We start from the raw sequence: 21,812 nt of genomic DNA, 5'->3' as shown, positions 1-21,812 counted from the left end.
GTGGCCCGAAACCGTCCTAAGCCGCCCTAAATTCTCCTAAACCGCCAGCCCCAGGGCCGCCGCCAGGGCCAGCAGCGCTTGCTGGGCGCCGGCGGCGATACCCACCCCCCGGTGGGCCGGCAGGTCCGGGTGGCGGGTGTTGATGCGGATCACCGGCGCGTCCAGGGCGGTGCTGATGTGGCGGATGGCGGGCAGGTCGATGCCGGCGCCCAGTTCGATCACCACCGGGGCTTCCACCTTCTGCCGCCATACCTGGAAGCGGCGCCGCTGGGCGTCGCTCGGGGCACTGAGCCACTGTCCGTCGTCGAACATCAGGATGTTGGGCCGGGCCAGGCCGCCGCACTGGGGGCAGGCGGGCAGTTCGGCGGCGGTCCATTCGCAGCGTTGGGCATCAATTTCTGGCACCACGGCATCGGCCGGCCACACGGCGTCGTGGCACGGCTCCAGGCATTGCAGGCGGTGGATCGAGCCGTGGATTTCCAGCACCCGTTCCGGGGCGAAGCCGGCCTTCTGGAACTGGCCGTCCACGTTGCTGGTGACGACGAAGGCTCCTGCCGGCATCGTCGCGGCGAGGGCGCGCAGCACGGCGAAGCCGGCGTGGGGCGCGGTGTCCCGGTAGAGGGCCAGGCGGTGGCCGTAGAAGCCCCAGGCCCGGCGAGGCGCGCGCACGAAGGCGGCCGGGTTGGCGATGCGAGTGAAGTCGATGCCGGCTTCGGCCAGGGCCGGGTAGGCGCGCCAGAAGCCGGCGTTGCCGCGAAAGTCGGGCAGGCCGGAATCCACCCCCATGCCTGCGCCGGCGGTGACGATCAGGCCGTCGGCTTCGCCAAGCAGCGCGGCGGCCTGGGCGATGGCCTGGGCGAAGGTGAGGTCTGGAGCGGTCATCGGCGAGTTGAAGCAGGTGGGGCGGTTAGTGAAAGGGCAACTGCTGGCAACCCAGAGGCCGCAGCGTTGTGGAGAACACGGAGGGGGCCTTTCCCCTAATTCCTCTGTCGTTCATCGGCCACGGCCGTCAGGGCGTTTCCGCGCGTGCTGCGCCTCTGCGGTCTCGGCGTTGCAAGCGGCGTGTTTTCACGGAGGGCAACTCACTCATGTAGTTCCCATAAAAAACGGCGAGGGCCGCAGGGCGCCTCGCCGTTTTCAGGGACTCCCGCGCGGGGCGGGGCCGGGGTCAGGCCTTAGTCGTCGCGGCCGAAGCGGGACGCCCGGTTGCCACCGTTGCCACGACCGTCATGGGCGTGGTGCGGGGCGCGTTCGCCGGGGCGCTTGAAGCCGCCCTGCTTGGGACCGAAACCGCCGGGCTTGCCGCCGCTGCGGGGCTTGTCATTGCCGTAGGCCGGCTTGCCGCCCCGGTTGCCTTCGCCAAAGCTGTGGTGGGTGAAACCGGTGTAGTGCTCGGAAGCACCCTGGGCACCCTTGCCTTCGCGGGCCAGGAATTCGCGGCGCTGGATCTCGCGCTCGTCGAAGTCGCGGGGACGCTCGGTGCGGGCGTAGGAATTGCCGTTGCCCCAGCTGTTGCCGCCACGGTCGTTGAACTTGCGCTCGCCGTAGGGGCGGTCGCCGCCGAACGGGCGGTCACCCTGGGGGCGCTTGCCGTAGGGGCGGTCACCCTGGGGGCGATCGCCTTGCGGGCGGTCGCCGTAGGGGCGATCGGCAAAGGGACGGGCCGGACGGTCGCCGCGGTCGGCAAAGCTGCGCTCGCCGCGATCGCTACGGTCGCCGTAGGGCTTGCGGTCACCGTAGCCGCCGCCTTCCTTGCGGAAGCCAGGCTTGCCGCCGTAACCGCCCTTGCCACCGTAGGGCTTGCCGCCACGGGGGCCGGCACCGCCTTCGCGGCGCTCGTTACCGGGCTTGAAGCGGGCTTCCAGGCCTTCCACTTCGGAAATCTTGACCTTGTTGCCGATGAAGCGCTCGATGCGGCGCAGGGTGAACAGATCCTGCTTGCCGACGAAGGAGATCGCCATGCCGGTGGCGCCGGCGCGGCCGGTGCGGCCAATGCGGTGCACGTAGTCCTCGGCGAACTTGGGCAGGTCGAAGTTGAAGACGTGGGTGATGGCCGGCACGTCGATGCCGCGGGCGGCCACGTCGGTGGCCACCAGCACGCGGGCGGCGCCCTGGCGCAGCTGGTTGAGCATGCGGGTGCGCTGGCGCTGCTGCAGGTCGCCGTGCAGGGCCACGGTGGCGTGGCCGGCGGCGCCCAGTTCTTCGGCGAGCAGCTCGGCGTCACGCTTGGTGGCGGTGAAGATGATGGCCTGGCCGGTTTCTTCCTGGCCCAGCCAGTGGTCGAGCAGACGGCGCTTGTGGCCCATGTCGTCCACGAACACCACGTGCTGGTCGATGGCGTCCTGGCGGGAGACTTCGGCCTTGACCGAGATCAGCTGGGGCGACTTCATCAGGTGGCCGGTCAGGCTCTGCACGTTGGGCGACAGGGTGGCGGTGAAGCACACGGTCTGGCGCTCTTTCGGCAGGGCGTCGGCAATCGCCATCACGTCGTCGGAGAAGCCCATGTCGAGCATGCGGTCGGCTTCGTCGAGCACCAGCATTTCCAGGCGCGAGAAGTCGATGCGGCCGCTGTTCATCTGGTCCATCAGACGGCCCGGGGTGGCCACCAGGATTTCGTAGGGGGAGGACAGCACCCGGTTCTGGTTGAAGTAGGACTCGCCGCCGGTGATGCACACCGTCTTCATGCGGTTGATGCCCTTGGCGAAGCTGATGGCGGCCTTGGATACCTGCTGGGCCAGTTCGCGGGTCGGGGTCAGCACCAGCAGGCGCGGGCCGATGGCGCGGGACTTGGCCGGCTGCTGCATGAGGGTCATGGCCGGCAGCAGGAAGGAGGCGGTCTTGCCGGTGCCGGTGGGGGCGGAGGCGATCAGGTCGGCGCCGCCGAGCAGGATCGGCAGGGCCTGGCGCTGCACCGGGGTCGGGGCGGTGATGCCCAGGGCGGTCAGGTTGCGCACCAGGGGGGCGGCCACGCCCAGGTCGGCAAAGGCGTTTTCGGGGGCTTGGGCGGTGGTTTCGCCGGCTTCGTTGTCCTGCGCGGCGGCGTTGGCAGCCACGGCAGGTTCGGTCGACTCGATCGCGGCGGCCGGAGCGGTGGATTCGGCAGCAATGGCCACGGTTTCCACGGCGACATCAGCGGTGTCGGTAATAGGGGCAGCAGCGTCGAAGTTTTCGATCGAAGAAGAAACGGTCATCAGATTTTCCTTGGGTTGCGTAAGTTGCAAGGGCTGGCCTCGGCAAACGCGAACGGCACCCAGCGCGCAAACAACATCATGCGCAACAGGCCGGAACGGATTGGCGTATCAACACACACATCGACGCCAACCGGTATGCCGACCAGGAAACCCAGTGAAGGGCCCTGACGATAGGGGGCTAGAGATCGATGACTAGCGATGACGGAAAAGCCCTACATGCACGCCAAGCTTGCGTAAAACCCTTGGCTGGTGCGGCTTTTCCAGAGACGGTCAGAAAATATTCGCCCTACTCAAAACCGGGCGAGGCACTCTGACTCCGAGGCAAGAGGCCGGAGTGTCTCACGTTTTGCTGCTGGGCACAAATCCGCCTACCGCCGGGCGACGCAGGCTGGCCTATAGTGATAGACGGGCGTCGGTGCTTGGCGGCGCGTTGCCGGCAGTGTGCCGGCGAGAGCAGGAGCAATAACCATGAGCAAATTCAGACACGGCACCAAAGAGCCGAAGAAGCAGCCCCTTCTGACGCCGAAGGAGAAGAAGGCGGCTAAGTTCGCCAAGAAGCATCCCCATGAAGAGGACGTGGTGGCGCCCGTCATCGCCGCTGGTCAGCATCACTGATCGCTGATCGCTCGGCCGTGGCCGCGGCCCGCTAGGCCGGATCGGCCTTGGCCTTAAGCGATTTCTTGGCGTAGATGTCGTAACGGCTCGACTTGCCCTCCAGCACGTAGCTGGGGGCCGGGCCGGCGATAGCTGGCGCCTTGCGCGGGCGTTTGACCACCACCCGGTGGCTGGCCAGGGGCAGGGCCGCGGCCAGCAGGGCCGGGGCATCGTCGTCGTCCCCGACCAGGGGGCGGAACAGGCGCATTTCTTTCTTCACCAGGGCGCTCTTGTCCCGGTGGGGAAACATCGGGTCTAGGTAGATCACCTGGGGCGGCTCGTCCGCCCAGGCGGCCATCGTGTCGATGGCGTTGCCGCGGATGAGCGTCATGCGCGCCACGATGGGGCCCACCTCCGGGTCCGCCGCCGCCCGGGCCAGGCCGTCGGCGAGCAGGGTTGCCACCACCGGCTGGCGCTCCAAGAGAGTCATGGCGCAGCCCAGTTGGGCCAGCACGAAGGCATCGCCCCCCAGGCCGGCGGTGGCGTCCAGAACCGTGGGGCGCACCCCGGGCTGCAAGCCCACTGCCTTGGCGATCATCTGCCCGGCGCCGCCACCGTAGAGGCGCCGGTGGGCTGCCGCGCCGGCGACGAAATCGACCCGGATCGGCCCGGGGGCGCCGGGCCCCAGTTCCACCAGTTGCACGCCGTCGGGCCCCACCTGCACGGCAAATTCCGCAGTGGCATCCGCCCCGGGCAGGCCCAGTTGCGCCGCCAGGGCGGCGGCAGCCGGGGCGAACTCGGGGGCGAGGGGCTCGACGCGCAGGGCAAGGGCGGGATGGTCGGCGGACATGGCGGCGGTATGGGATGGAGGGGGAAGGGCGTTGCGACGGGTTCTGCTTCCGGCTGCCGTGAATCTGTGGGCAGGTGGGCTGGACGGGCCGGGTAAGGCCGGCGGGGAGTAGGTCTGAAATGAGCCGGAAATGGGCCGGAAATGAGCCGGAAATGGGGCTCGTCTCCCGGGCCACGCTTAACGGGCCCGGGAGGCGGCGAGAAGGGTTACGGCTTACGCGGCGGCGCCATTGCTGCCCGTGCCACCGGTGCTACCCGTTCCGCCCTCGGCCGCCTTGCGCGGCCGGCGGCTGCGCGAGGCGGGCTTGCGGGCCGGGCCGGGTTTGCCTTGGGAGGGTGTGTCCGTAGCGGGTTCGGCGGAGGTGGCGGACGGCTTGTCCCCGTTTTCCCGCTGTTCCGCCTTGGCCGGCTTGGCCCGTTTGTTCGATTTTTCTGCCTTGTCCGTTTTGGCTGCTTTTGCTGCCTTGTCGGCGGTGCCCGCGCTGGCCGGGTTGTCGGCCATGGTTGGGGCGGGAGCCGCCGGCGTTTCCGTTACGGCGGGCGCGGCGGACTGTTTGCGGCTAGCGGTCCTGGCGGCGCGGGCGCCCTGGCGGGGCGGCTTGCGCGGCGTGGCTGCCGGAGCGGCGCTGTCGGCCGCGTTCGCTTCGGCCTGGGCCGGCGGGTTGGGGACGGCGGTCGCGGTGGCATGGTCGGTCGGGGCGGCAACAGGCACCGGAGCGGCTTCGGTCGACGAGCCAGGAGCGGCGGGGGCCACGGATGCCGCCGCGCTTTCCGAACCGGCGCCCTTGACACCACGCGCATCCTGGCCGCGATTCCGGCCACGGCGGCGGTCGCCGGCGGGCTTGGCCTGGGCCTGGGTCGGTTCCGCCGGGGCGGAGTGCGGCTGGGCGGCGGCGCTGGCTTCACCCGGGGAGGGCAGTTGGTGCGCCTCGGCGGCCGGTGCCGCCTCGCTGCGGGAAGCGCTCTGGCCGACGTGAACCGCGCCGTTGGGGCGGCAGACGTAGGTGCCGGACTTCTCGTCCCGGCCGATTTCCAGCAGGCCCCGGCTCTTGGCCTCGTCGAGCAGGCTGCCGAAGGCGCGGAAGCCGTAGTAGGACTCGTTGAAGCCCGGGTTGCGGCGCTTGAGGGCCTCCTTGAGCACCGAGGCCCACAGCTTCTCAGTGTCGCTGCGGTCGGCCATCAAGGCGTCGAAGGTGGCGGCCACCATGTCCACGGCCTGGGCACGGCGCTTGTCCATCTCTTCCTTGCGCCGCTTTTCCTCTTCCGGCGTGCGCTTGGGCGGCTGCTGGCTGTCCCGGTTGCGCTTGGCGGCGGCGCGCTGGCTTTCGCGTACCAGGTCGTCGTAGAAGATGAATTCGTCGCAGTTGGCGATGAGCAGGTCCGAGGTGGATTGCTTCACCCCCACGCCGATCACCTGCTTGGCGTTCTCGCGCAGCTTGGAGACCAGGGGCGAGAAGTCGGAGTCGCCGGAGATGATGACGAAGGTATTGACGTGGGACTTGGTGTAGCAAAGGTCCAGGGCATCCACCACCAGGCGGATGTCGGCGGAATTCTTGCCCGACTGGCGCACGTGGGGAATCTCGATCAGCTCGAAATTGGCCTCGTGCATGGTGGCCTTGAAGCCCTTGTAGCGTTCCCAGTCGCAATAGGCCTTCTTGACCACGATGCTGCCCTTGAGCAGCAGGCGCTCGAGCACCGGCTTGATGTCGAATTTTTCGTACTGGGCATCGCGCACGCCCAGGGCGACGTTCTCGAAGTCGCAGAACACCGCCATGCTGACGGTGTCGTTGGATGAAGCCATGTTGTTCTCCAAAGCGGCGCCGGGGGCAAGGGCCGGGGCGCCGAGGGCGCCATGATAGCGAGTCCGGGGGGCGGGGGCGGGGAAATCTGGTTGCTTGGATGACGGCTGCACGGTTTTTGAGCGATCTGTCATGTCCATGAGCCGTAAGGGGAAATCCCATTTATCCACAGCCCTGTCCCCAATTTCTGGGGACAGTGGAAGCTCTGGCCCTTGGAACCCCACGCCAGGCAAGGCGCTCCGCGATACATGCCTGGAGATCAAGTATTGGCGCGGGGTTCGGCGCCGGATGGGCGGAAGCGACCGTCCAGCCTTGGGTTTGGCGAGGCGGGCGGTTCCATGGGGCTTCATGGTGGCGGCATGGCCGGGGTGCGGCCGGCTAGGTCCGGCGAGTGGGGCGGGCGTAGCATGCGACCTTTGCACCGTGCCCGCCGATAAGGGCGGCGCGGTCTGGCGTTGGAGCATGCGGCGATGAACGTTGCCTTCCTGAAACGGCAATTCAACAGCAACCGGTGGCGGGTGCGCGCCACCTTGTGGATGGCGGCCCTGCTGGCGGGGGGGATGGTGGTGTTTTTCGCCAAGCTGGCGGAGTGGGCCTTGCACCTGTTTGACGGCCTGGTGGCGGGGCGGCCCTGGCTACCCTTCCTGCTCGCCCCGGCCATCGGCATGGCCACGGTGTGGTTGACCCGCCGCTACGTGCCCGGGGCCCAGGGCAGCGGCATTCCCCAGGTGATTGCCGCCACCCGCATCGCCGCCAAGGGGGGCGAGGTGGGGGGGCTGGTGTCCCTGCGCATCGCCGCGGGCAAGGTGCTGCTGGGCGGGTTTGCGCTGTTGGGCGGCTTTTCCGCCGGGCGGGAGGGACCGTCGGTGCAGGTGGCGGCGTCGATCCTGCATTTTTCCCACCGTTTTCTGCCCTATTCCCGGGCGATCCGGCCCCAGGACCTGCTGATCGCCGGGGGGGCGGCGGGCATCGCGGCGGCCTTCAACACGCCGCTGGCCGGCATCGTCTTCGCCATCGAGGAACTGGGACGGCGTCTGGAAGCCCGCACCAGCGGCGTGCTGGTCAGCACCATCATCATCGCCGGCCTGGTGGCCATCGCCCTGCTCGGCAATTACAACTACTTCGGCAAGCTCAAGGTGGCGGCCCTGGGCGAGTCGGTGATCCTGCCCGTCCTGGCCGGCGGCCTGGCCACCGGTCTGCTCGGTGGGCTGTTCAGCCGCCTGATGCTGTGGTCCCTGTACCGCAAGGACAGCCCCCTTTGGCAGTGGCGCGCCCGCCATCCGGTGGTCTTTGCCGGGGCTTGCGGGCTGGCGGTGGCCTTGCTCGGCCTGGTCAGCGCCGGGGCCTCCTACGGCAGCGGCTACGCCATCACCGCCCAGGTGGTGGCCGGCGAGGTGCAACTGCCCTGGTACGTGGTCATCGCCCGCTTTCTCGCCACCCTGGCCAGCTACTTCTCGGGCATTCCCGGCGGCATCTTCGCCCCGTCCCTGGCCATCGGCGCCGGGCTGGGCTCGACCCTGGCCCAGCTCCAGGCCAGCGCCGACGCCATTCCCCTGATCGCCCTGTGCATGGCAGGCTTTCTCGCGGCGGTGACCCAGTCGCCGATCACCTCAGCGATCATCGTCATGGAGATGGTGGACGGCCACGAGATGGTCATCAGCCTGATGGCCATCGCCCTGCTGGCTAAGGCGGTCAGTTCGCGCATCAGTCCGGAGCTGTACCAGAAGCTGGCCACGGGCTGGCTGCCGGTGCCGCGCAAGGGGCCGGAGGCGTGACGCCGGGGGCGCGCTGCCTGTTTTTTGGGCGGTTCGTCATATGACTGGGGGAAAAGGGAAAAATCGATTTGTCCACAGCCCTTTCCCCAGTTTCTGGGGAAAGCGGCCAGCCCCCCCGCCAAGCGCCGCGCCGGATAAGGCGCTCCACGATGCCTGCCCGGAAACCCAATAGGGACGCGGGGTTTGGTGGTGGCATGCCGAAGCGTGGCGCCACCCGCGGCGTTCCGGGGGGGATATCGATTCCACGGGCCAGGCGTCGACAAGCGAACCGCCCAGGCAGCACCGAGGCCAAGCGATAGGGTCGTCTTGTGCGGTATCCCCGGGTGTCCTGGGTGTTGGCGGTGCCTTGCTGGTGCGCTTTCCTTTGGGCATGCCCGGGGCACCCAGGTCCGCAGTTCCCTGAAAAAGAAAGCCCGGCAGCGGAAGGAGGGCTGCCGGGCCAAGCGCGTTACGCGGGTCATGTTGCCAGCCCCGGGTGGGGCCGGCCGGTGAGCGCCGTTTAGGCAGGCGCGCCTTCCAGAGTGGGGTAGTCCAGATAACCCTCGCTGCCGCCGCCGTAGAAGGTGGCGGAATCGGCCTTGTTGAGGGGGGCGTTGTCGCGCAGGCGGCGCACCAGGTCCGGGTTGGCGATGAACGGGCGGCCGAAGGCCACCAGGTCCACGCGGCCGGAGGCGACGGCTTCGACGGCGTCGTCCCGGGTGTAGCCGTTGTTCACGATCCAGGCGCCGGGGAAGGCGCGGCGCAGGGCGTCGTAGTCGAAGGCCGGGGCGTTGGGCGGGGTGCGCTTGCCGCCGGTTTCGCCTTCGATCATGTGCACGTAGGCCAGGCCCAGAGGGGCGAGCTGGTCCACCACGTAGCCGTAGAGGGCCTGGGGATCGCTGTCCAGGGGCGTGGCGCCGCCGAAGGTGGTGAGGGGGCTCAAGCGGATGCCGGTGCGGCCGGGGCCGGCAGCCTCGGCCACGGCCTTGGTCGCCTCGAGCAGCAGGCGGGCGCGGTTTTCGATACTGCCGCCGTAGGGGCCGCTGCGGTCGTTCACGCTGTCGCGCAGGAACTGCTCGAGCAGGTAGGTGTTGGCGGCGTGCACTTCGACGCCGTCGAAGCCGGCCTCGATGGCGCAACGGGCGGCGTGGGCGTAGTCGGCGATCAGGCCGGGGATTTCGTCGTCGCGCAGGGCCCGGGGTTGGGTGGTGTCCACGAAGCCGTCACGGGTGAAGGTCTTGAGGCCGGCCGGGGCGTGGTTGGTGGAGGACACCGGGGCGGCGCCGCCGGGCAGCAGGGAGCTGTGGGAGATGCGGCCGACGTGCCAGAGCTGGATGACGATCTTGCCGCCGGCGGCGTGCACCGCGTCGGTCACCTGGCGCCAGGCCGCCACCTGCTCGGGGGTGTAGATCCCCGGGGTGTCCAGGTAGCCCTGGGCCATGGCGTTGATGGGGCTGGCTTCGGCGATGATCAGGCCGGCGCTGGCGCGCTGCCGGTAGTAGTCCACCATGATCTCGGTGGGAATGCCGCCGACGGCCCGGTTGCGGGTCAAGGGCGCCATGACGATGCGGTTGGCGAGGGCGATGTCGCCTACTTGGGCGGGGTCGAAGAGGGTAGTCATGTGGGTTCCTGTTCGTGGGATGCAGGGTGGGTGATGCGGGGTTGGGGAAAGGGCTGCGGGTGGTGCGTGGTTATTGGGTTGTGTGATTGCCGGTCAGGCGGGCAGGCTCACAGGGCGGCCTGGAGGATGCGGCGCACGGTGGCGATGTCCACCGCCTGGTCCTCGCCCAGGGCGGTCATGCCGTGGGCCTCCAGCTGGGCGGCGACCTTGTCCACCGCCTCGGCGCCGACGCCGTAGTCGGCAAAACGGGTCTTGACGCCGAGGGATTCGAAGAAGGCCCGGGTCTGGGCGATGGCCATGTCGATGCGCTCGTCGGCGCCGCCGGAATGAATGTTCCACACCCGGGCGGCGTACTGGAGCAGCTTGTCGCGCTTGGCGGCGCGGCGCTCATTCATCAGGGCGGGCAGCACGATGGCCAGGGTCTGGGCGTGGTCCAGGCCGTACAGGGCGGTGATCTCGTGGCCGATCATGTGGGTGGCCCAGTCTTGCGGCACGCCGGCGCCGATCAGGCCGTTGAGGGCCTGGGTGGCGGCCCACATCAGGTTGGCGCGCACGTCGTAGTCCTGGGGCGTGGCCAGGGCCTGGGGGCCGACCTCGATCAGGGTCTGCAGCAGGCCCTCGGCGTAGCGGTCCTGCACCGGGGCGTTGGCCGGATAGGTCAGGTACTGCTCCATGACGTGCACAAAGGCATCCACCGCCCCATTGGCGATCTGGCGCGGCGGCAGTGAGTAGGTCTTGACCGGGTCGAGCACCGAGAAGCGGGGGAAGACGTGGGCGCTGGAAAAAGCCAGCTTGGCCTGGCGGGCGCGGCGGCTGACCACGGAGAAGTTGTTCATCTCCGAGCCGGTGGCCGGCAGGGTCAGCACGCAGCCCATGGGCACGGCCCGGGTCACCTGGGCGCCGTGGGTCTCCAGGATCTGCCACGGGTCGTTGGGGTAATCGACGGCGGCGGCGACGAACTTGGTGCCGTCGATCACCGAGCCGCCGCCTACGGCCAGCAGGAAGTCGAGCTTTTCGGCGCGGATCAGGGCAACCGCTTCCATCAGGGTGTCGAACTCCGGGTTCGGCTCGATGCCGCCGAAACGGCGCACGGTACGGCCGCCCAGGGCGGCCTCGACCTCGGCCAGGGTGCCGTTGCGCTCGGCGCTGCCGCCGCCGTAAAGCACCAGCACCTTGGCATCGGCGGGTACCAGCGTATCGAGTTGGGCGATGCTGTCCTGGCCGAAGACGATGCGGGTCGGGTTGTAGTAGTCGAAGTTCTGCATGGCGAGTCCTTTGGTAAAGGCGTGAATGTGTGAATGTAGGGATGCGTGAATACGGGCGGGCGATGCCGTCGTGTTAATTAGACCGGTCGTCTAGGTGCTGGGTGATGACGGGTACGGTGGAAAAAACAGACATGGCGGCCGCTTGGGTGGGGGGGCGTTAAGGGGTCAGGCCGCGACGGGCTCTGGCGCCGGGGCGAGCAGGCGCTGGGTTGCGGCCATGGCCTGCTCCAGCGGCGTGACGGTGCGGTGCAGCTTGGTCAGCAGGCTGGCGCCGAGCCACAGCTGGTAGAGGGTTTCGGCGGTTTCCCGGGGCGGCAGGGCGGGCAGGGAACCGTCCTCGCCACCGGCGGCGATGCAGTCGGCCAGGCGGCGGATCACCCCTTCGGTGCCGTCGCGCAGGGCCAGGCGCATGGGTTCGGACAGGTCGGCCACCTCGCCGCTCAGCTTCACCACCAGGCACTTCTGGTCGGCGCAGCCGGTGCATTGAGTGTCCACCCACTGCTGCCAGTAGCGCAGCAGGCGCTCCCGGGCCGGGTAGGCCGGGTTGGTGAGCAGGGTGTCGATGCGGCCCAGGTAGCAGGCGAAGTAGTCCTCGATGAGGGCTTGGCCGAACTGCTCCTTGGACTTGAAGTAGTGATAGAAGGAGCCCTTGGGCACGTCCGCCGTCTGCAATATCTCGGTCAAACCGACGCAGGAGAACCCCTTGCCGGCAATGATGCGCTTGCCGGTGTCGAGGATGTGCTGGCGGGTATCGTCGTAGTGGGCCTTCATGACGACGCAGAATAGGTGAAATTAGACCGGTCGTCTAGAATTTTTTTTCGCTGAGGGTTCCGGGCGCTGCGAGTGGGGGGAATGCCGGGTCGGGACACGCCGGCCCCGCCAGCAATCCGCCTTGACCGGTGTGCCGGCCGTGGCGCCTCGTGCCATTGCCTGTTTTGCGGGCGCAGCGTCATATGCCTGAGGTCAAAGGGTAAATCCGGCTTATCCACAGACCTGTCCCCATTTTCTGGGGAAAGCGATTGGGTCGCTGCCCGGAACGCCGCGCCAGTCCTTGATCTCCACGATGCCGCTTCGCAAAGCCACGACTGGCGCGGGGTTCCAGGGTGGAATCGCGGAGATGCCCGTCCCTATTAGGGTTTGGCGATGGGGGGCTGGGATGGCGGCGTGCCCACCATGTCCCCGGCGCGCACCCAGCGGTCGAAGTCCTCGGCGCTGACGTGGCCCAGGGCCAGGGCGGCGGCCTTGAGGGTGGTGCCTTCGTGGTGGGCGTGCTTGGCGATGGCGGCGGCCTTGTCGTAGCCGATATGGGGCGCCAGGGCGGTGACCAGCATTAGGGAGCGTTCCACCAGCTCGGCGATGCGGCCGGTGTTGGGAACGATGCCGCGCACGCAGTGCAGGGTGAAGCTGGCCATGCCGTCGGCCAGGAGGCGCAGGCTTTGCAACACGTTGTGGGCGATCAGGGGCTTGAACACGTTCAGCTCGAAGTTGCCCGAGGCGGCGCCCACGGTGATCGCCACGTCGTTGCCGAAGACCTGGGCGCAGACCATGGTCAGGGCCTCGCACTGGGTCGGGTTCACCTTGCCCGGCATGATCGAGCTGCCCGGCTCGTTCTCCGGCAGGCTGATCTCGCCCAGGCCGGAACGGGGGCCGGAGGCCAGCCAGCGCAGGTCGTTGGCGATCTTCATCAGCGCCGTGGCCAGGGTCTTGAGCGCCCCGTGGGCCGCCACCAGGGGCTCGTGGCCGGCCAGGGCGGCGAAGCGGTTGCCGGCCACGGTGAACGGCAGGCCGGTGGCCGCCTCCAGCTCCCGGGCCACCCGGGGGCCGAAGTCGGGCGGGGCGTTGAGGCCGGTGCCCACCGCCGTGCCGCCCACCGCCAGGGCCAGCACCGCCGGCAGGGTGGCCTCGATGGCGGCGTGGGCCAGGTCGAGCTGGGCCACGTAGCCGGAAAACTCCTGGCCCAGGGTCAGGGGCGTGGCGTCCTGCAAATGGGTGCGGCCGATCTTGACGATGGGGGCGAACGCCCGGGCCTTGGCGTCCAGCTCGGCGCGCAGGGCGGCCAGGGCCGGCAGCAGGTGGTGGTGCAGCGCCCGGGCGGCGGCCACGTGCATGGCGGTGGGGAAGATGTCGTTGGACGACTGGCTGCGGTTCACGTCGTCGTTGGGATGCACCCAGCGCTTCTCGCCCCGCTCGCCGCCGAGCAACTCCGAGGCCCGGTTGGCCAGCACCTCGTTCATGTTCATGTTCGACTGGGTGCCCGAGCCGGTCTGCCACACCGCCAGGGGGAATTCCTCCGGATGCTGGCCCGCCAGCACCTCGTCGGCGGCGGCGACGATGGCCGTGGCCGTGGCGTCCGGCAGCCCGGCCAAATCCCGGTTGGCCAGGGCCGCAGCGCGCTTCACCAGGGCCAGGGCCGCCACCAGCTCCGCCGGCATGCGCTCGGTGGAAATGGCGAAGTGCTCCCGGGACCGCTGGGTCTGGGCGCCCCACAACCGCTCGGCCGGCACGGCGATGGGTCCGAAGGTATCCCGCTCGGTGCGGGTGGCGGGGGGCTGGGTGGGGGCAGGCATGGCGTTCTCCGGGTGAGTTTTCATCCTAGACCTGGCGGCGGGGGGAGTCAGGGGGGAGGGCTGTGGCAAAGGCGGCACCTCAATGCCTGACTAGAGGAAATTGCTTAACTACTACCTTTACGTCACTAGGCCGCAATCGACCTGGAGCGGACCACCAGGGTATCTATGTTATTGACTGCTCAAGGCTGTATTGCAGACGGCCCACTCACATCATCCAGCTGATGGGAATTTTCCCTAGAGTAGTAGTTAGTTTAGTGCGCAGTGCACTAGAAGACTGTGGAATCTTGGCTAGTTGTTACACCTCGTATTCCGAAGCCTCTGGTAAATTCATCAGATGCGCTAGGTGCCCGAACATCTCCTGGTCGCTCTTTGCGAAGAGCCTCTGGTATTCCACTTTAGTGTTTGGAAATGCCTGTGAAGCATGCAGATACAACCCAAAGTGACGATTCGGCAGTTGGATACAACTTGAGCAGAACTGGTTGATGCCGATTTTTGCCATGGCTTGACCTGTCTGCTCGAATTCGGCAATAGACGTGACAATAAATGGTGAGGACTCCAGTAACCTATCCAGATTGATAATGCACAATTGCGCATGAACATGGCTTTGCAGCATTTCAACGACGTGTGGCGCACATAGATACCAATCATCCAGAGTTACAATAATTGGGTAAATTGGTTTTCCGTCTGGAATCCAGCTCGTCTTCCCCGCTAGTGCATCGTGTATGTTCTTGTAGTGCTGTACTACTGCCTCAGTAAGATTCTCAATTGCTTTGGTCAGTGGATCGCCATCCGCTACAGCTTTGGCATCCACTCGGATTCGGCGTGTCTTGCATTCAAGCATAATGTGACCGGTGGTGTCGCTGACGATCCAATCAATGCCATGCTTCCTATTGCTATTGACTGAATATTCCCGTTCTTCCTGCACGCAGTGCGTTGGCTCTTTAAACTGGGCGCGTAATACATCGCCAACGTAGTTCTGAAATGCTGCTCCATATGGATTGCTAAATGACTCTTCGTTTATTAGGTCAAAGAACAGACTGTCGGTGGCACGCCTTAGCAGTAGTTCTGGTAAGGGGCATAGGTACTCGTTCGGTCGGTGAGGGCGTAATTGAACGAGGGGGGTTGCTTCAAGTGGATTCCATGTGAAAGCCCAGCGTTCGTTGTATTGGGCTGATACTTTGATCGATTCGCGAAGGCTCGCATGTGACGCACTAACCATCGCAAAATAGGCATCGCGCTCCGCAGCCGAAATACCCATTAAAGTGTAATCGGTAGTCGAAAGTATTCTCGGCGTCGATCGTTGCGCGCTGCCAGCTATCGCAAACGTTAATGTGTAAATGGTAGTTAAACGTACGCCTAGCACTGCATGAAGGAGCTGGTGGATATCCTTGTGGCTATATATCCGAAATATGCGGTAGAAGCGATCCCAATCCCTAGTATTTTGCCACCGTGCTTGTTGGTGAATCAGTGGATGAAGCGAGCGCATCGCGCTCATGCCTGAATTAATCGTTTTTTTCGAAATCTCATTCGAAATGTGGCGAACAGCGTTGATGAGTTTGAAAATATCCTGTAGGCTCGGTTGTTTTGAGCCATTCCCCTGTGAGGCGTGAAGCAATGCTTCGCGCGCAAGGATGTGCAGTTCCCATCTGAAAATATTCCATGTATTGCCGAGGGGGGTACGAAACTTTATTTCTACTGAGTTTTCATAGCCTCGTTGAATTCCATGGATTAACTCTAAGAGAGCTTGCAGGTCCAAAGTCCGAATATGGTTTCGAAGTGGCTTGTAAAGATCGTAGATATCAATTTCTGTGATTGAGCTCGTCATTTCATCATCTCTGCGCCATCGACTTTAAACTGAAGGGGAAGTCTACTGCAGATCAGAATCCTCTCGCGAACAGTTGAGAGGGGGCTCTTGCCTATTTTCCTGGCGTTCTGGATAAAAACTTTTTGACGCTCAGAATGGCCAGTTTCTGGCCCGCCGAGTGGTATCCGGAATTGCCGACGATCTATGAGTTTTTCTGATAATTTGTGCCGGTTTTTTTGTCAAAACCTATGGCTGGCGCGGACCTTTGCTTTTGCACCGTTCGAATGCATCAGTTCTACTACTGGATTTTCCAGCGAAACCGGGCGACGGTGCCGGTCGGTTGGGGGAAGATCGGGCAAATAGGCGAGTTGGGCAGTCGGGAAAATTGAGTAATGAGAAAACAGCCGACGCCCCTTGGCCGTCCCTTAGCGGCTGTCGCCTTGTCCCAACCCAGCCCCTGATGGAAGGCCAGGCAGCACACTAGCCAGCATCCGCTCGGTAAGTTCCGCCGCGCTCTGGCCGTTGGGGGACTGGGGCTGGAACCACTGCACGGTCCAGTTCATGCCGCCGAGGATGAAGCGGCGCAGGATGCGGGTGTCGCCGTGGACCAGGCCGGCCTGGGCGGCGTCGTCGAGCACCGACTGCCACAGGGCTTCGTAGGCGTCGCGTAGCACCACGATCTGCTCCCGGCCTTGGGGCGAGAGGCTGCGCCACTCGTAGAGCAGGGCGATCATGGCGTCGTGGCCGACCCCTTCGAGCAGGGTGATCATATGGCTGCGAAACAGGGCGGCGAGCCGGTCGGCCGGGTCGGTGTAGCGGGCCACGGCGGCGTTGCCGAGGCGGATTACCGCCTCGATGCCCTGGGCCATCACCGCCATCAGGATTTCTTCCTTGTTGCGGAAGTGGTGGAACAGGCTGCCCGATTGCAGTCCCACCGCCTTGGCCAGTTCCCGTACCGTGGTGCGCTCGTAGCCCAGCTCGCGGAAGAGGCGGGCGGCGGCGCTGACCAGTTCGTCGCGGCGGCTGTCGGGGGAGGCGTCCGCCGCGTTCGGCGTCACAGAGGTCGCGGGAGTCTCGGGCGTGTTCGGCTTCGCGGGCATGGCGGTTCCTGGGCGGGCAGGGGAGGGGGGCGGGGCCGCCCGGGCGGGCGGCGGGGCGCATTATAGGGGAGTCGGCGCCGGGCTTCGGTTTGGAACTATCGGCGCGACATGACCGGGCCTGCGGTGGACGGGAGGCGAACCACCAAGACGCCAAGAGGGCACCACGTTTCGCCAGGGCAAGGCGACTGCCCCGCTTTGCGTGGTGTCCCTTGGCGTTCGTGATGTCTTGGCGGCCCGCCTTTCCTTCGGCCGGCAAGTTGCCCGGCCACGCTATTTCCCTTCGTTTGCCGTTCCCTTACTTCGGTTGCAGCCGGATGGCGCCGTCGAGGCGGATCACCTCGCCGTTCAGGTAGCCGTTTTCGGCGATGTGGCGCACCAGGGCGGCGAACTCGGCGGCCCGGCCGAGGCGCGGCGGGAAGGGCACGGTGGGGCCGAGGGAATCCTGCACCTCCTGCGGCAGCCCGTGCAGCATGGGCGTCTCGAAGATGCCCGGGGCGATGGTCATCACCCGGATGCCGTGGCGGGCCAGTTCCCGGGCCAAGGGCAGGGTCATGGCCACCACGCCGCCCTTGGTGGCGGAGTAGGCGGCCTGGCCGATCTGGCCGTCGAAGGCGGCCACCGAGGCGGTATTGACGATTACCCCGCGCTCGCCGCCGGCGTCCGGGGCGTTGCCGGCCATGGCCTCGGCGGCCAGGCGGATCATGTTGAAGGTGCCTACCAGGTTCACCTGCACCGCTTTGGCGAACACGCCCAGGCGGTGGGGGCCGTCCTTGCCCAGCACCTTTTCGCCCACGGCGATGCCGGCGCAGTTCACCAGGCCGCGCAGGCTGCCGAAGGCTTCGCGGGCCAAGGCCACGGCGTTGGCGGCGCTGGCCTCGTCGGCCACGTCGGTGTGGGCGAAGCGAGCAGCGTTGCCCAGTTCGCTGGCCAGGGCTTCGCCGGCCTCCCGGTTGAGGTCGGCGATCACCACCTGGCCGCCGGCGGCGACGATGGCCCGGGCGGTAGCGGCGCCCAGGCCGGAGCCGCCGCCGGTGACGATGAAGGGGCTGTCGGTCAGGTTCATGGTTGTTCCTTGATTGGCTTCTTGTTGGGATTGAGGTCGGGGTTGGGGCGCGGAGGTGGCGTTACAGCCGCTCGATGATGGTGGCGGTGGCCATGCCGTGGCCGATGCACATCACTTGCAGGCCGAACTGGCCGCCGGTCGCTTCCAGGCCGGTGAGCAGTTTGGCCATCAGGCCGGCGCCGGTGGCGCCCAGGGGGTGGCCGTGGGCGATGGCGCCGCCCCAGGGGTTCACCTTGGCCATGTCCGGCTTGAATTCCCGGGCCCAGGCCAGCACCACGGTGGCGAAGGCTTCGTTGATCTCGACGCGGTCGATGTCGGCCAGGGTCAGGCCGGCCTTGGCCAGGGCCAGGCGGGTGGCCGGGATCACCCCGTCGAGCTGCATCACCGGGTCGGAGCCGGTCACCACCCGGGCGCGGAAGCGGGCCCGGGGGCGCAGGCCGTCGGCCTGGGCCACGGCCCGGTCGGCGATGAGCAGGGCGGCGGCGCCATCGGACATCTGGCTGGCGTTGGCGGCGGTGACCACGCCCTGGCCCTCGGGGCGGAACACCGGGGCCATGGCGGCCATGCGCGCCTCGTCGAGCACCTCACGCACCCCTTCGTCCCGGGCCAGCACCATGGGGTTGCCGTCGGCATCGACCCCCGGGGTGGGCAGAATCTCCTGATGCACGCCGGCCTGGTGGGCGGCAGCGGCACGGCGGTGGCTCTCCTTGGCGTAGTCGTCGGCTTCGGCGCGGCTGATCTGCCAGCGGTCGGCCAGGCGCTCGGCGCTTTCCACCTGGTGGATCAGGGCGTGGCGTTCGAACAGGGCCGGGTTGAGGTCCTCGAAGCCGCGGAATTCGTGGCGGCCCAGGGTCACGTCGAGGAACATCGGCACCCGGGTCATGCTCTCCACCCCGCCCGCCACCACGTAGTCCAGGTCGCCGGCGGCCACCGCCTGGGCGGCGAAGTGGGCTGCCTGCTGGCTGGAGCCGCACATGCGGTTGAGGGCCACGCCGGGCACGCAATCGGGCAGGCCGGCCAGCATGGACGCCAGGCGGCCCACGTTGGCGCCCTGTTCGCCGGCCTGGCTGACGCAGCCGGCGATGACGTCGCCGATGCGCTCGGGGGCGACGCCGCTGCGCTTGACCAGGCTACCCACGGCGTGGGCGAGCAGGCTGTCGGGGCGGGTGTCGCGCAGGGCGCCCTTGCGCCGGCCGAAGGGGGTGCGCAGGGCGTCGATGATGACGGGTTCGTGCATGGCAAGCCTCGTAAAAATATTGGAAATGTTGGAAACGTCGGGAACGGGAGAAGGCGGGGAGAGGAAAAAGGAGCGCGTGGGAATCTGGAACGCGGGGCAGCGCTCAGGCCCGCAGCAGTTCGCGGGCGATGATGTTGCGTTGAATCTCGCTGGTGCCTTCGTAGATTTGCAGCACCTTGGCGTCGCGGAACAGTTTTTCCACCGGGTATTCGGTGCTGTAGCCCATGCCGCCGAACACCTGCACCGCCTCGGTGGCGGCCCACATGGCGCCGTCGGCGGCCACTGCCTTGGCGATGGAGGCCTGGCGGGTGTTGGGCAGGCCCGCATCCACCAGGGTGGCGGCCTGGTAGGCGAGCAGCCGGGCGGACTCAGCACGCATCGCCATCTCGGCCAGTTTGTGGGCGATGGCCTGGTGCTCGACGATGGGCCGGCCCATGGTCTGGCGTTCCTTGGCGTAGGCCAGGGATTCGTCCAGGCAGCGCTGGATCAGGCCGACGCCGAAGGCCGCCACCATGGGGCGGGAGCGGTCGAACACCTTCATGGCGATGGCAAAGCCCGCGCCCGGGGCGCCGATCACCGCGTCGTCTGGGACGAATACCTGGTCGAGGAACACTTCGGCGGTGGGGGCGGCGCGCTGGCCGAGCTTTTCCAGGGGCGCTCCGACGCGCAGGCCGGGGCTGCCGGCTTCCACGGCGAACACGGTCATGCCCTTGTGGTCCGCTTCCGGGTCGGTCTTGGCGAAGACCAGCAAAAAGCCGGCGATGGGGGCGTTGGAAATCCAGATCTTGCTGCCGGACAGCTGCCAGCCCCCGGCGACCCGCTCGGCCCGGGTGCGGATGGCGGCCACGTCGGACCCGGCGCCCGGCTCGGTGAGGGCGTAGCTGGCGAATTCGCCTTCGGCCAGGCGGCCCAGGTAGCGGTGCTGCTGCGCCGGGGAACCGGCCACCAGCAGCACCTCGGCGGCCAGGGCGTTGATCGACAGGGCCGAACCGATGCCCAGGCAGGCGTGGGAGAGCTGCTCGGTGACCAGCACCAGCTCGGTGCTGCCCAGGCCGGCGCCGCCGCAGTCGGCGGGCAGGGTGACCTTGGTCAGGCCCAGTTCCAGGGCCTGGCGGGCCACATCGAGGGGGAATTCGTGGCGCCGGTCGGCTTCCGCCGCCCGGGGGATGATCTCGTTGCGGGCGAAGTCGGCGGCCAGGTCGCGGATCAGGCGCTGCTCGTCGGTGAGGGTGAAGTTCATGGTGGTTGTCGGAATGCGGGCGTGAGTCGGGCCGGCCTTCCCCGCCGGGGCGGGGAAGGGGCTGGAAAACGGAGGGGGAAGGGAAAAAGGGAAGACGGTCAGCCGGCCTGGCTGTAGCGCACCCGCAACTCGCGCTTGAGCAGCTTGCCCGAGGCGTTGCGCGGCAATTCGTCCACGAAGAAGATGTTCTTCGGCACCTTGAAGGGGGCCAGCTTGCCCTTGGCGTGGGCCACCAGATCGTCGGCGCTGGCCTGCTGGCCGGTCTTGAGGGTGACCACGGCGGTGACGGCCTCAATCCACTTCTCGTCGGGCAGGGCGATCACCGCCACCTCGGCCACCGCCGGGTGGGTGTACAGGCATTCCTCCACCTCGCGGCTGGAGACCACCACGCCGCCGGTGTTGATGATGTCCTTGATGCGGTCCACCACGTACAGGTAGCCGGCCTCGTCCAGGGTGCCTACGTCGCCGGAGTGGAACCAGCCGCCGGCAAAGGCCTCGGCGCTCTGCTCGGGCTTGTCCCAGTAGCCGACCATGGCCTGGGGGCTGCGGTGGATGATTTCGCCCATCTCGCCCGGGGCCACGTCCTCCATGGCCTCGTTGACCACCCGGGTTTCCATGTTGAGCACCGGCCGGCCGGCGGAAGCCGGGCGCTCGGCGTGCTCGGCGGGGGAAAGGACGGTGGCCAGGGGCGCCACTTCGCTCTGGCCGTAGCAGTTGTAGAGGCCCACCGCCGGCAGGCGCTGGCGCATTTCCTGGAGCACCGGCACCGGCATGATCGAGGCGCCGTAGTAGCCCTTGCGCAGGCTGGTCAGGTCGTGGCGGTCGAAGCCCGGGTGGCGCAGCAGGGCGATCCACACCGTGGGCGGGGCGAAGAAGGAGGTGATGCCCTCTTTTTCGATCAGCTCGAAGCACAGCTCGGGCAGGGGCGCCGGGATCACCAGGGTGGTGGCGCCCATGAGCAGATGCGGCATCAGGAAGACGTGCATCTGGGCCGAGTGGTAGAGCGGCAGGGACGCCAGGGAGCGGTCCTCGCCCTTCAGGTCGCAGGCGACGATGCAGCTGACGTACTCGGTCAGTAGCGCCCGGTGGGTCATCATCGCGCCCTTGGGGGCGGCGGTGGTGCCCGAGGTGTACAGTAGCTGGGCCACGTCGTTCTCGTCGATTTCCACTGCCGGCGCCGTGGCCGGCAGGGCTGCGTCCCCGGCGGCGGCCAACACGTCCCGGGTGGCATCGGCGCCGCCGTGTAGGGTGCCGAAGGCGGCGCATTTGAGGGTGGGGCGCACGTGGTCCACGTGTTCGGCGATGGCCGGGTCGTAGAACAGGGCGCTGGCGCCGGACTGGTCCACGATGTACTTCAGCTCGCCCTCGGTCAGTGCGTAGTTGATCGGCACATGGATCAGCCCGGCCCGGGTGCAGGCCAGCCACAGGATCACGTAGGCGTCGGAGTTCTTGCCGTAGGCCGCCACCCGGTCGCCCCGGGCTAGGCCCAGGCCGAGGAGCCGATGGGCGACCCGGTTGGCCGCCGCGTCCAGCTCGGCGTAGGTCCAGCGCCGTTCGGCGAAGATCAGGGCGGTCTTGCCCGGGGACTTGCTCACGGCGCGATGGACGGCATCGCCGATGGTGTTGCGGGTGACGCGCCGCATTTCTGCGGTGTCTGCGGTGTCTGCGGAGTGCTGCATAGCCATGGTTGTCTCCTCTTGTGTCCTCGTCTGGCCCTGGCCGGTAGGA

Annotated in this window: 16 protein-coding genes; 2 read left to right on the top strand and 14 right to left on the bottom strand. The window is 67.3% G+C overall.

What is annotated here, in order from left to right:
* Positions 1–36: 36 nt before the first annotated feature.
* Both OTERR_RS11375 and OTERR_RS11370 read right to left on the bottom strand, forming a co-directional pair.
* Positions 37–882, bottom strand: a complete 846-nt coding sequence (locus OTERR_RS11375; protein ID WP_149425820.1) for an SIR2 family NAD-dependent protein deacylase — start codon at positions 880–882, stop codon at positions 37–39.
* Positions 883–1,175: 293 nt separating this feature from the next.
* Complete coding sequence (locus OTERR_RS11370; protein WP_149425819.1) at positions 1,176–3,191, bottom strand: DEAD/DEAH box helicase; 2,016 nt, start codon at positions 3,189–3,191, stop codon at positions 1,176–1,178.
* Positions 3,192–3,659: 468 nt separating this feature from the next.
* On the opposite strand from OTERR_RS11370, the gene OTERR_RS16055 reads away from it, so the two are divergent.
* On the top strand, positions 3,660–3,806 hold the full coding sequence (locus tag OTERR_RS16055; protein WP_187775229.1) for a hypothetical protein: 147 nt from the start codon (positions 3,660–3,662) through the stop codon (positions 3,804–3,806).
* Between the two features lie 31 nt (positions 3,807–3,837).
* On the opposite strand, the gene OTERR_RS11365 is transcribed toward OTERR_RS16055, so the two are convergent.
* The gene (locus OTERR_RS11365) at positions 3,838–4,635 is read right to left on the bottom strand and encodes a class I SAM-dependent methyltransferase (protein WP_149425818.1); all 798 of its coding nucleotides are present in this window, start codon (positions 4,633–4,635) and stop codon (positions 3,838–3,840) included.
* A 213-nt stretch (positions 4,636–4,848) separates the two neighbouring features.
* Complete coding sequence (locus OTERR_RS11360; RefSeq protein WP_149425817.1) at positions 4,849–6,435, bottom strand: NYN domain-containing protein; 1,587 nt, start codon at positions 6,433–6,435, stop codon at positions 4,849–4,851.
* A gap of 468 nt (positions 6,436–6,903) precedes the next feature.
* Here OTERR_RS11360 and OTERR_RS11355 point away from each other — a divergent pair, with 468 nt between their 5' ends.
* A complete protein-coding gene (locus OTERR_RS11355; protein WP_149425816.1) occupies positions 6,904–8,208 on the top strand; it encodes a chloride channel protein in 1,305 nt (434 codons plus the stop codon).
* A 499-nt stretch (positions 8,209–8,707) separates the two neighbouring features.
* Here OTERR_RS11355 and OTERR_RS11350 read toward each other — a convergent pair whose 3' ends face one another.
* The 10 genes from OTERR_RS11350 to OTERR_RS11305 all read right to left on the bottom strand — a co-directional run bounded on the left by OTERR_RS11350 (position 8,708) and on the right by OTERR_RS11305 (position 21,769).
* The gene (locus tag OTERR_RS11350; RefSeq protein WP_149425815.1) at positions 8,708–9,808 is read right to left on the bottom strand and encodes an alkene reductase; all 1,101 of its coding nucleotides are present in this window, start codon (positions 9,806–9,808) and stop codon (positions 8,708–8,710) included.
* A 107-nt stretch (positions 9,809–9,915) separates the two neighbouring features.
* A complete protein-coding gene (locus OTERR_RS11345; RefSeq protein ID WP_149425814.1) occupies positions 9,916–11,073 on the bottom strand; it encodes an iron-containing alcohol dehydrogenase in 1,158 nt (385 codons plus the stop codon).
* A gap of 165 nt (positions 11,074–11,238) precedes the next feature.
* Positions 11,239–11,844 carry a TetR/AcrR family transcriptional regulator gene (locus OTERR_RS11340; protein WP_054622029.1) on the bottom strand — a complete coding sequence of 202 codons (606 nt, stop codon included), beginning with the start codon at positions 11,842–11,844 and terminating at the stop codon, positions 11,239–11,241.
* 359 nt (positions 11,845–12,203) lie between these two features.
* Complete coding sequence (fumC, locus tag OTERR_RS11335; RefSeq protein ID WP_149425813.1) at positions 12,204–13,640, bottom strand: class II fumarate hydratase; 1,437 nt, start codon at positions 13,638–13,640, stop codon at positions 12,204–12,206.
* 295 nt (positions 13,641–13,935) lie between these two features.
* Positions 13,936–15,465, bottom strand: a complete 1,530-nt coding sequence (locus OTERR_RS11330; protein ID WP_149425812.1) for a hypothetical protein — start codon at positions 15,463–15,465, stop codon at positions 13,936–13,938.
* Between the two features lie 404 nt (positions 15,466–15,869).
* Positions 15,870–16,544: a TetR/AcrR family transcriptional regulator gene (locus tag OTERR_RS11325; protein ID WP_149425811.1), complete on the bottom strand. Its 675-nt coding sequence runs from the start codon at positions 16,542–16,544 to the stop codon at positions 15,870–15,872.
* A 295-nt stretch (positions 16,545–16,839) separates the two neighbouring features.
* Entirely contained in the window at positions 16,840–17,607 is a 768-nt protein-coding gene (locus OTERR_RS11320) for an SDR family NAD(P)-dependent oxidoreductase (RefSeq protein ID WP_149425810.1), read from the bottom strand.
* A 61-nt stretch (positions 17,608–17,668) separates the two neighbouring features.
* Positions 17,669–18,844, bottom strand: a complete 1,176-nt coding sequence (locus OTERR_RS11315) for a thiolase family protein (RefSeq protein ID WP_149425809.1) — start codon at positions 18,842–18,844, stop codon at positions 17,669–17,671.
* A gap of 103 nt (positions 18,845–18,947) precedes the next feature.
* Positions 18,948–20,084 carry an acyl-CoA dehydrogenase family protein gene (locus OTERR_RS11310; protein ID WP_149425808.1) on the bottom strand — a complete coding sequence of 379 codons (1,137 nt, stop codon included), beginning with the start codon at positions 20,082–20,084 and terminating at the stop codon, positions 18,948–18,950.
* Between the two features lie 98 nt (positions 20,085–20,182).
* Positions 20,183–21,769, bottom strand: coding sequence for an acyl-CoA synthetase (locus OTERR_RS11305; RefSeq protein WP_149425807.1), 1,587 nt, complete (start codon positions 21,767–21,769; stop codon positions 20,183–20,185).
* Between the last annotated feature and the right edge of the window lie 43 nt (positions 21,770–21,812).

The sequence above is a fragment of the Oryzomicrobium terrae genome, assembly GCF_008274805.1.
Classification (GTDB): Bacteria; Pseudomonadota; Gammaproteobacteria; order Burkholderiales; family Rhodocyclaceae; genus Oryzomicrobium; species Oryzomicrobium terrae.
Note: the sequence above shows the minus strand (reverse complement) of the source record. Positions and strands in the feature narration are given on the sequence as shown.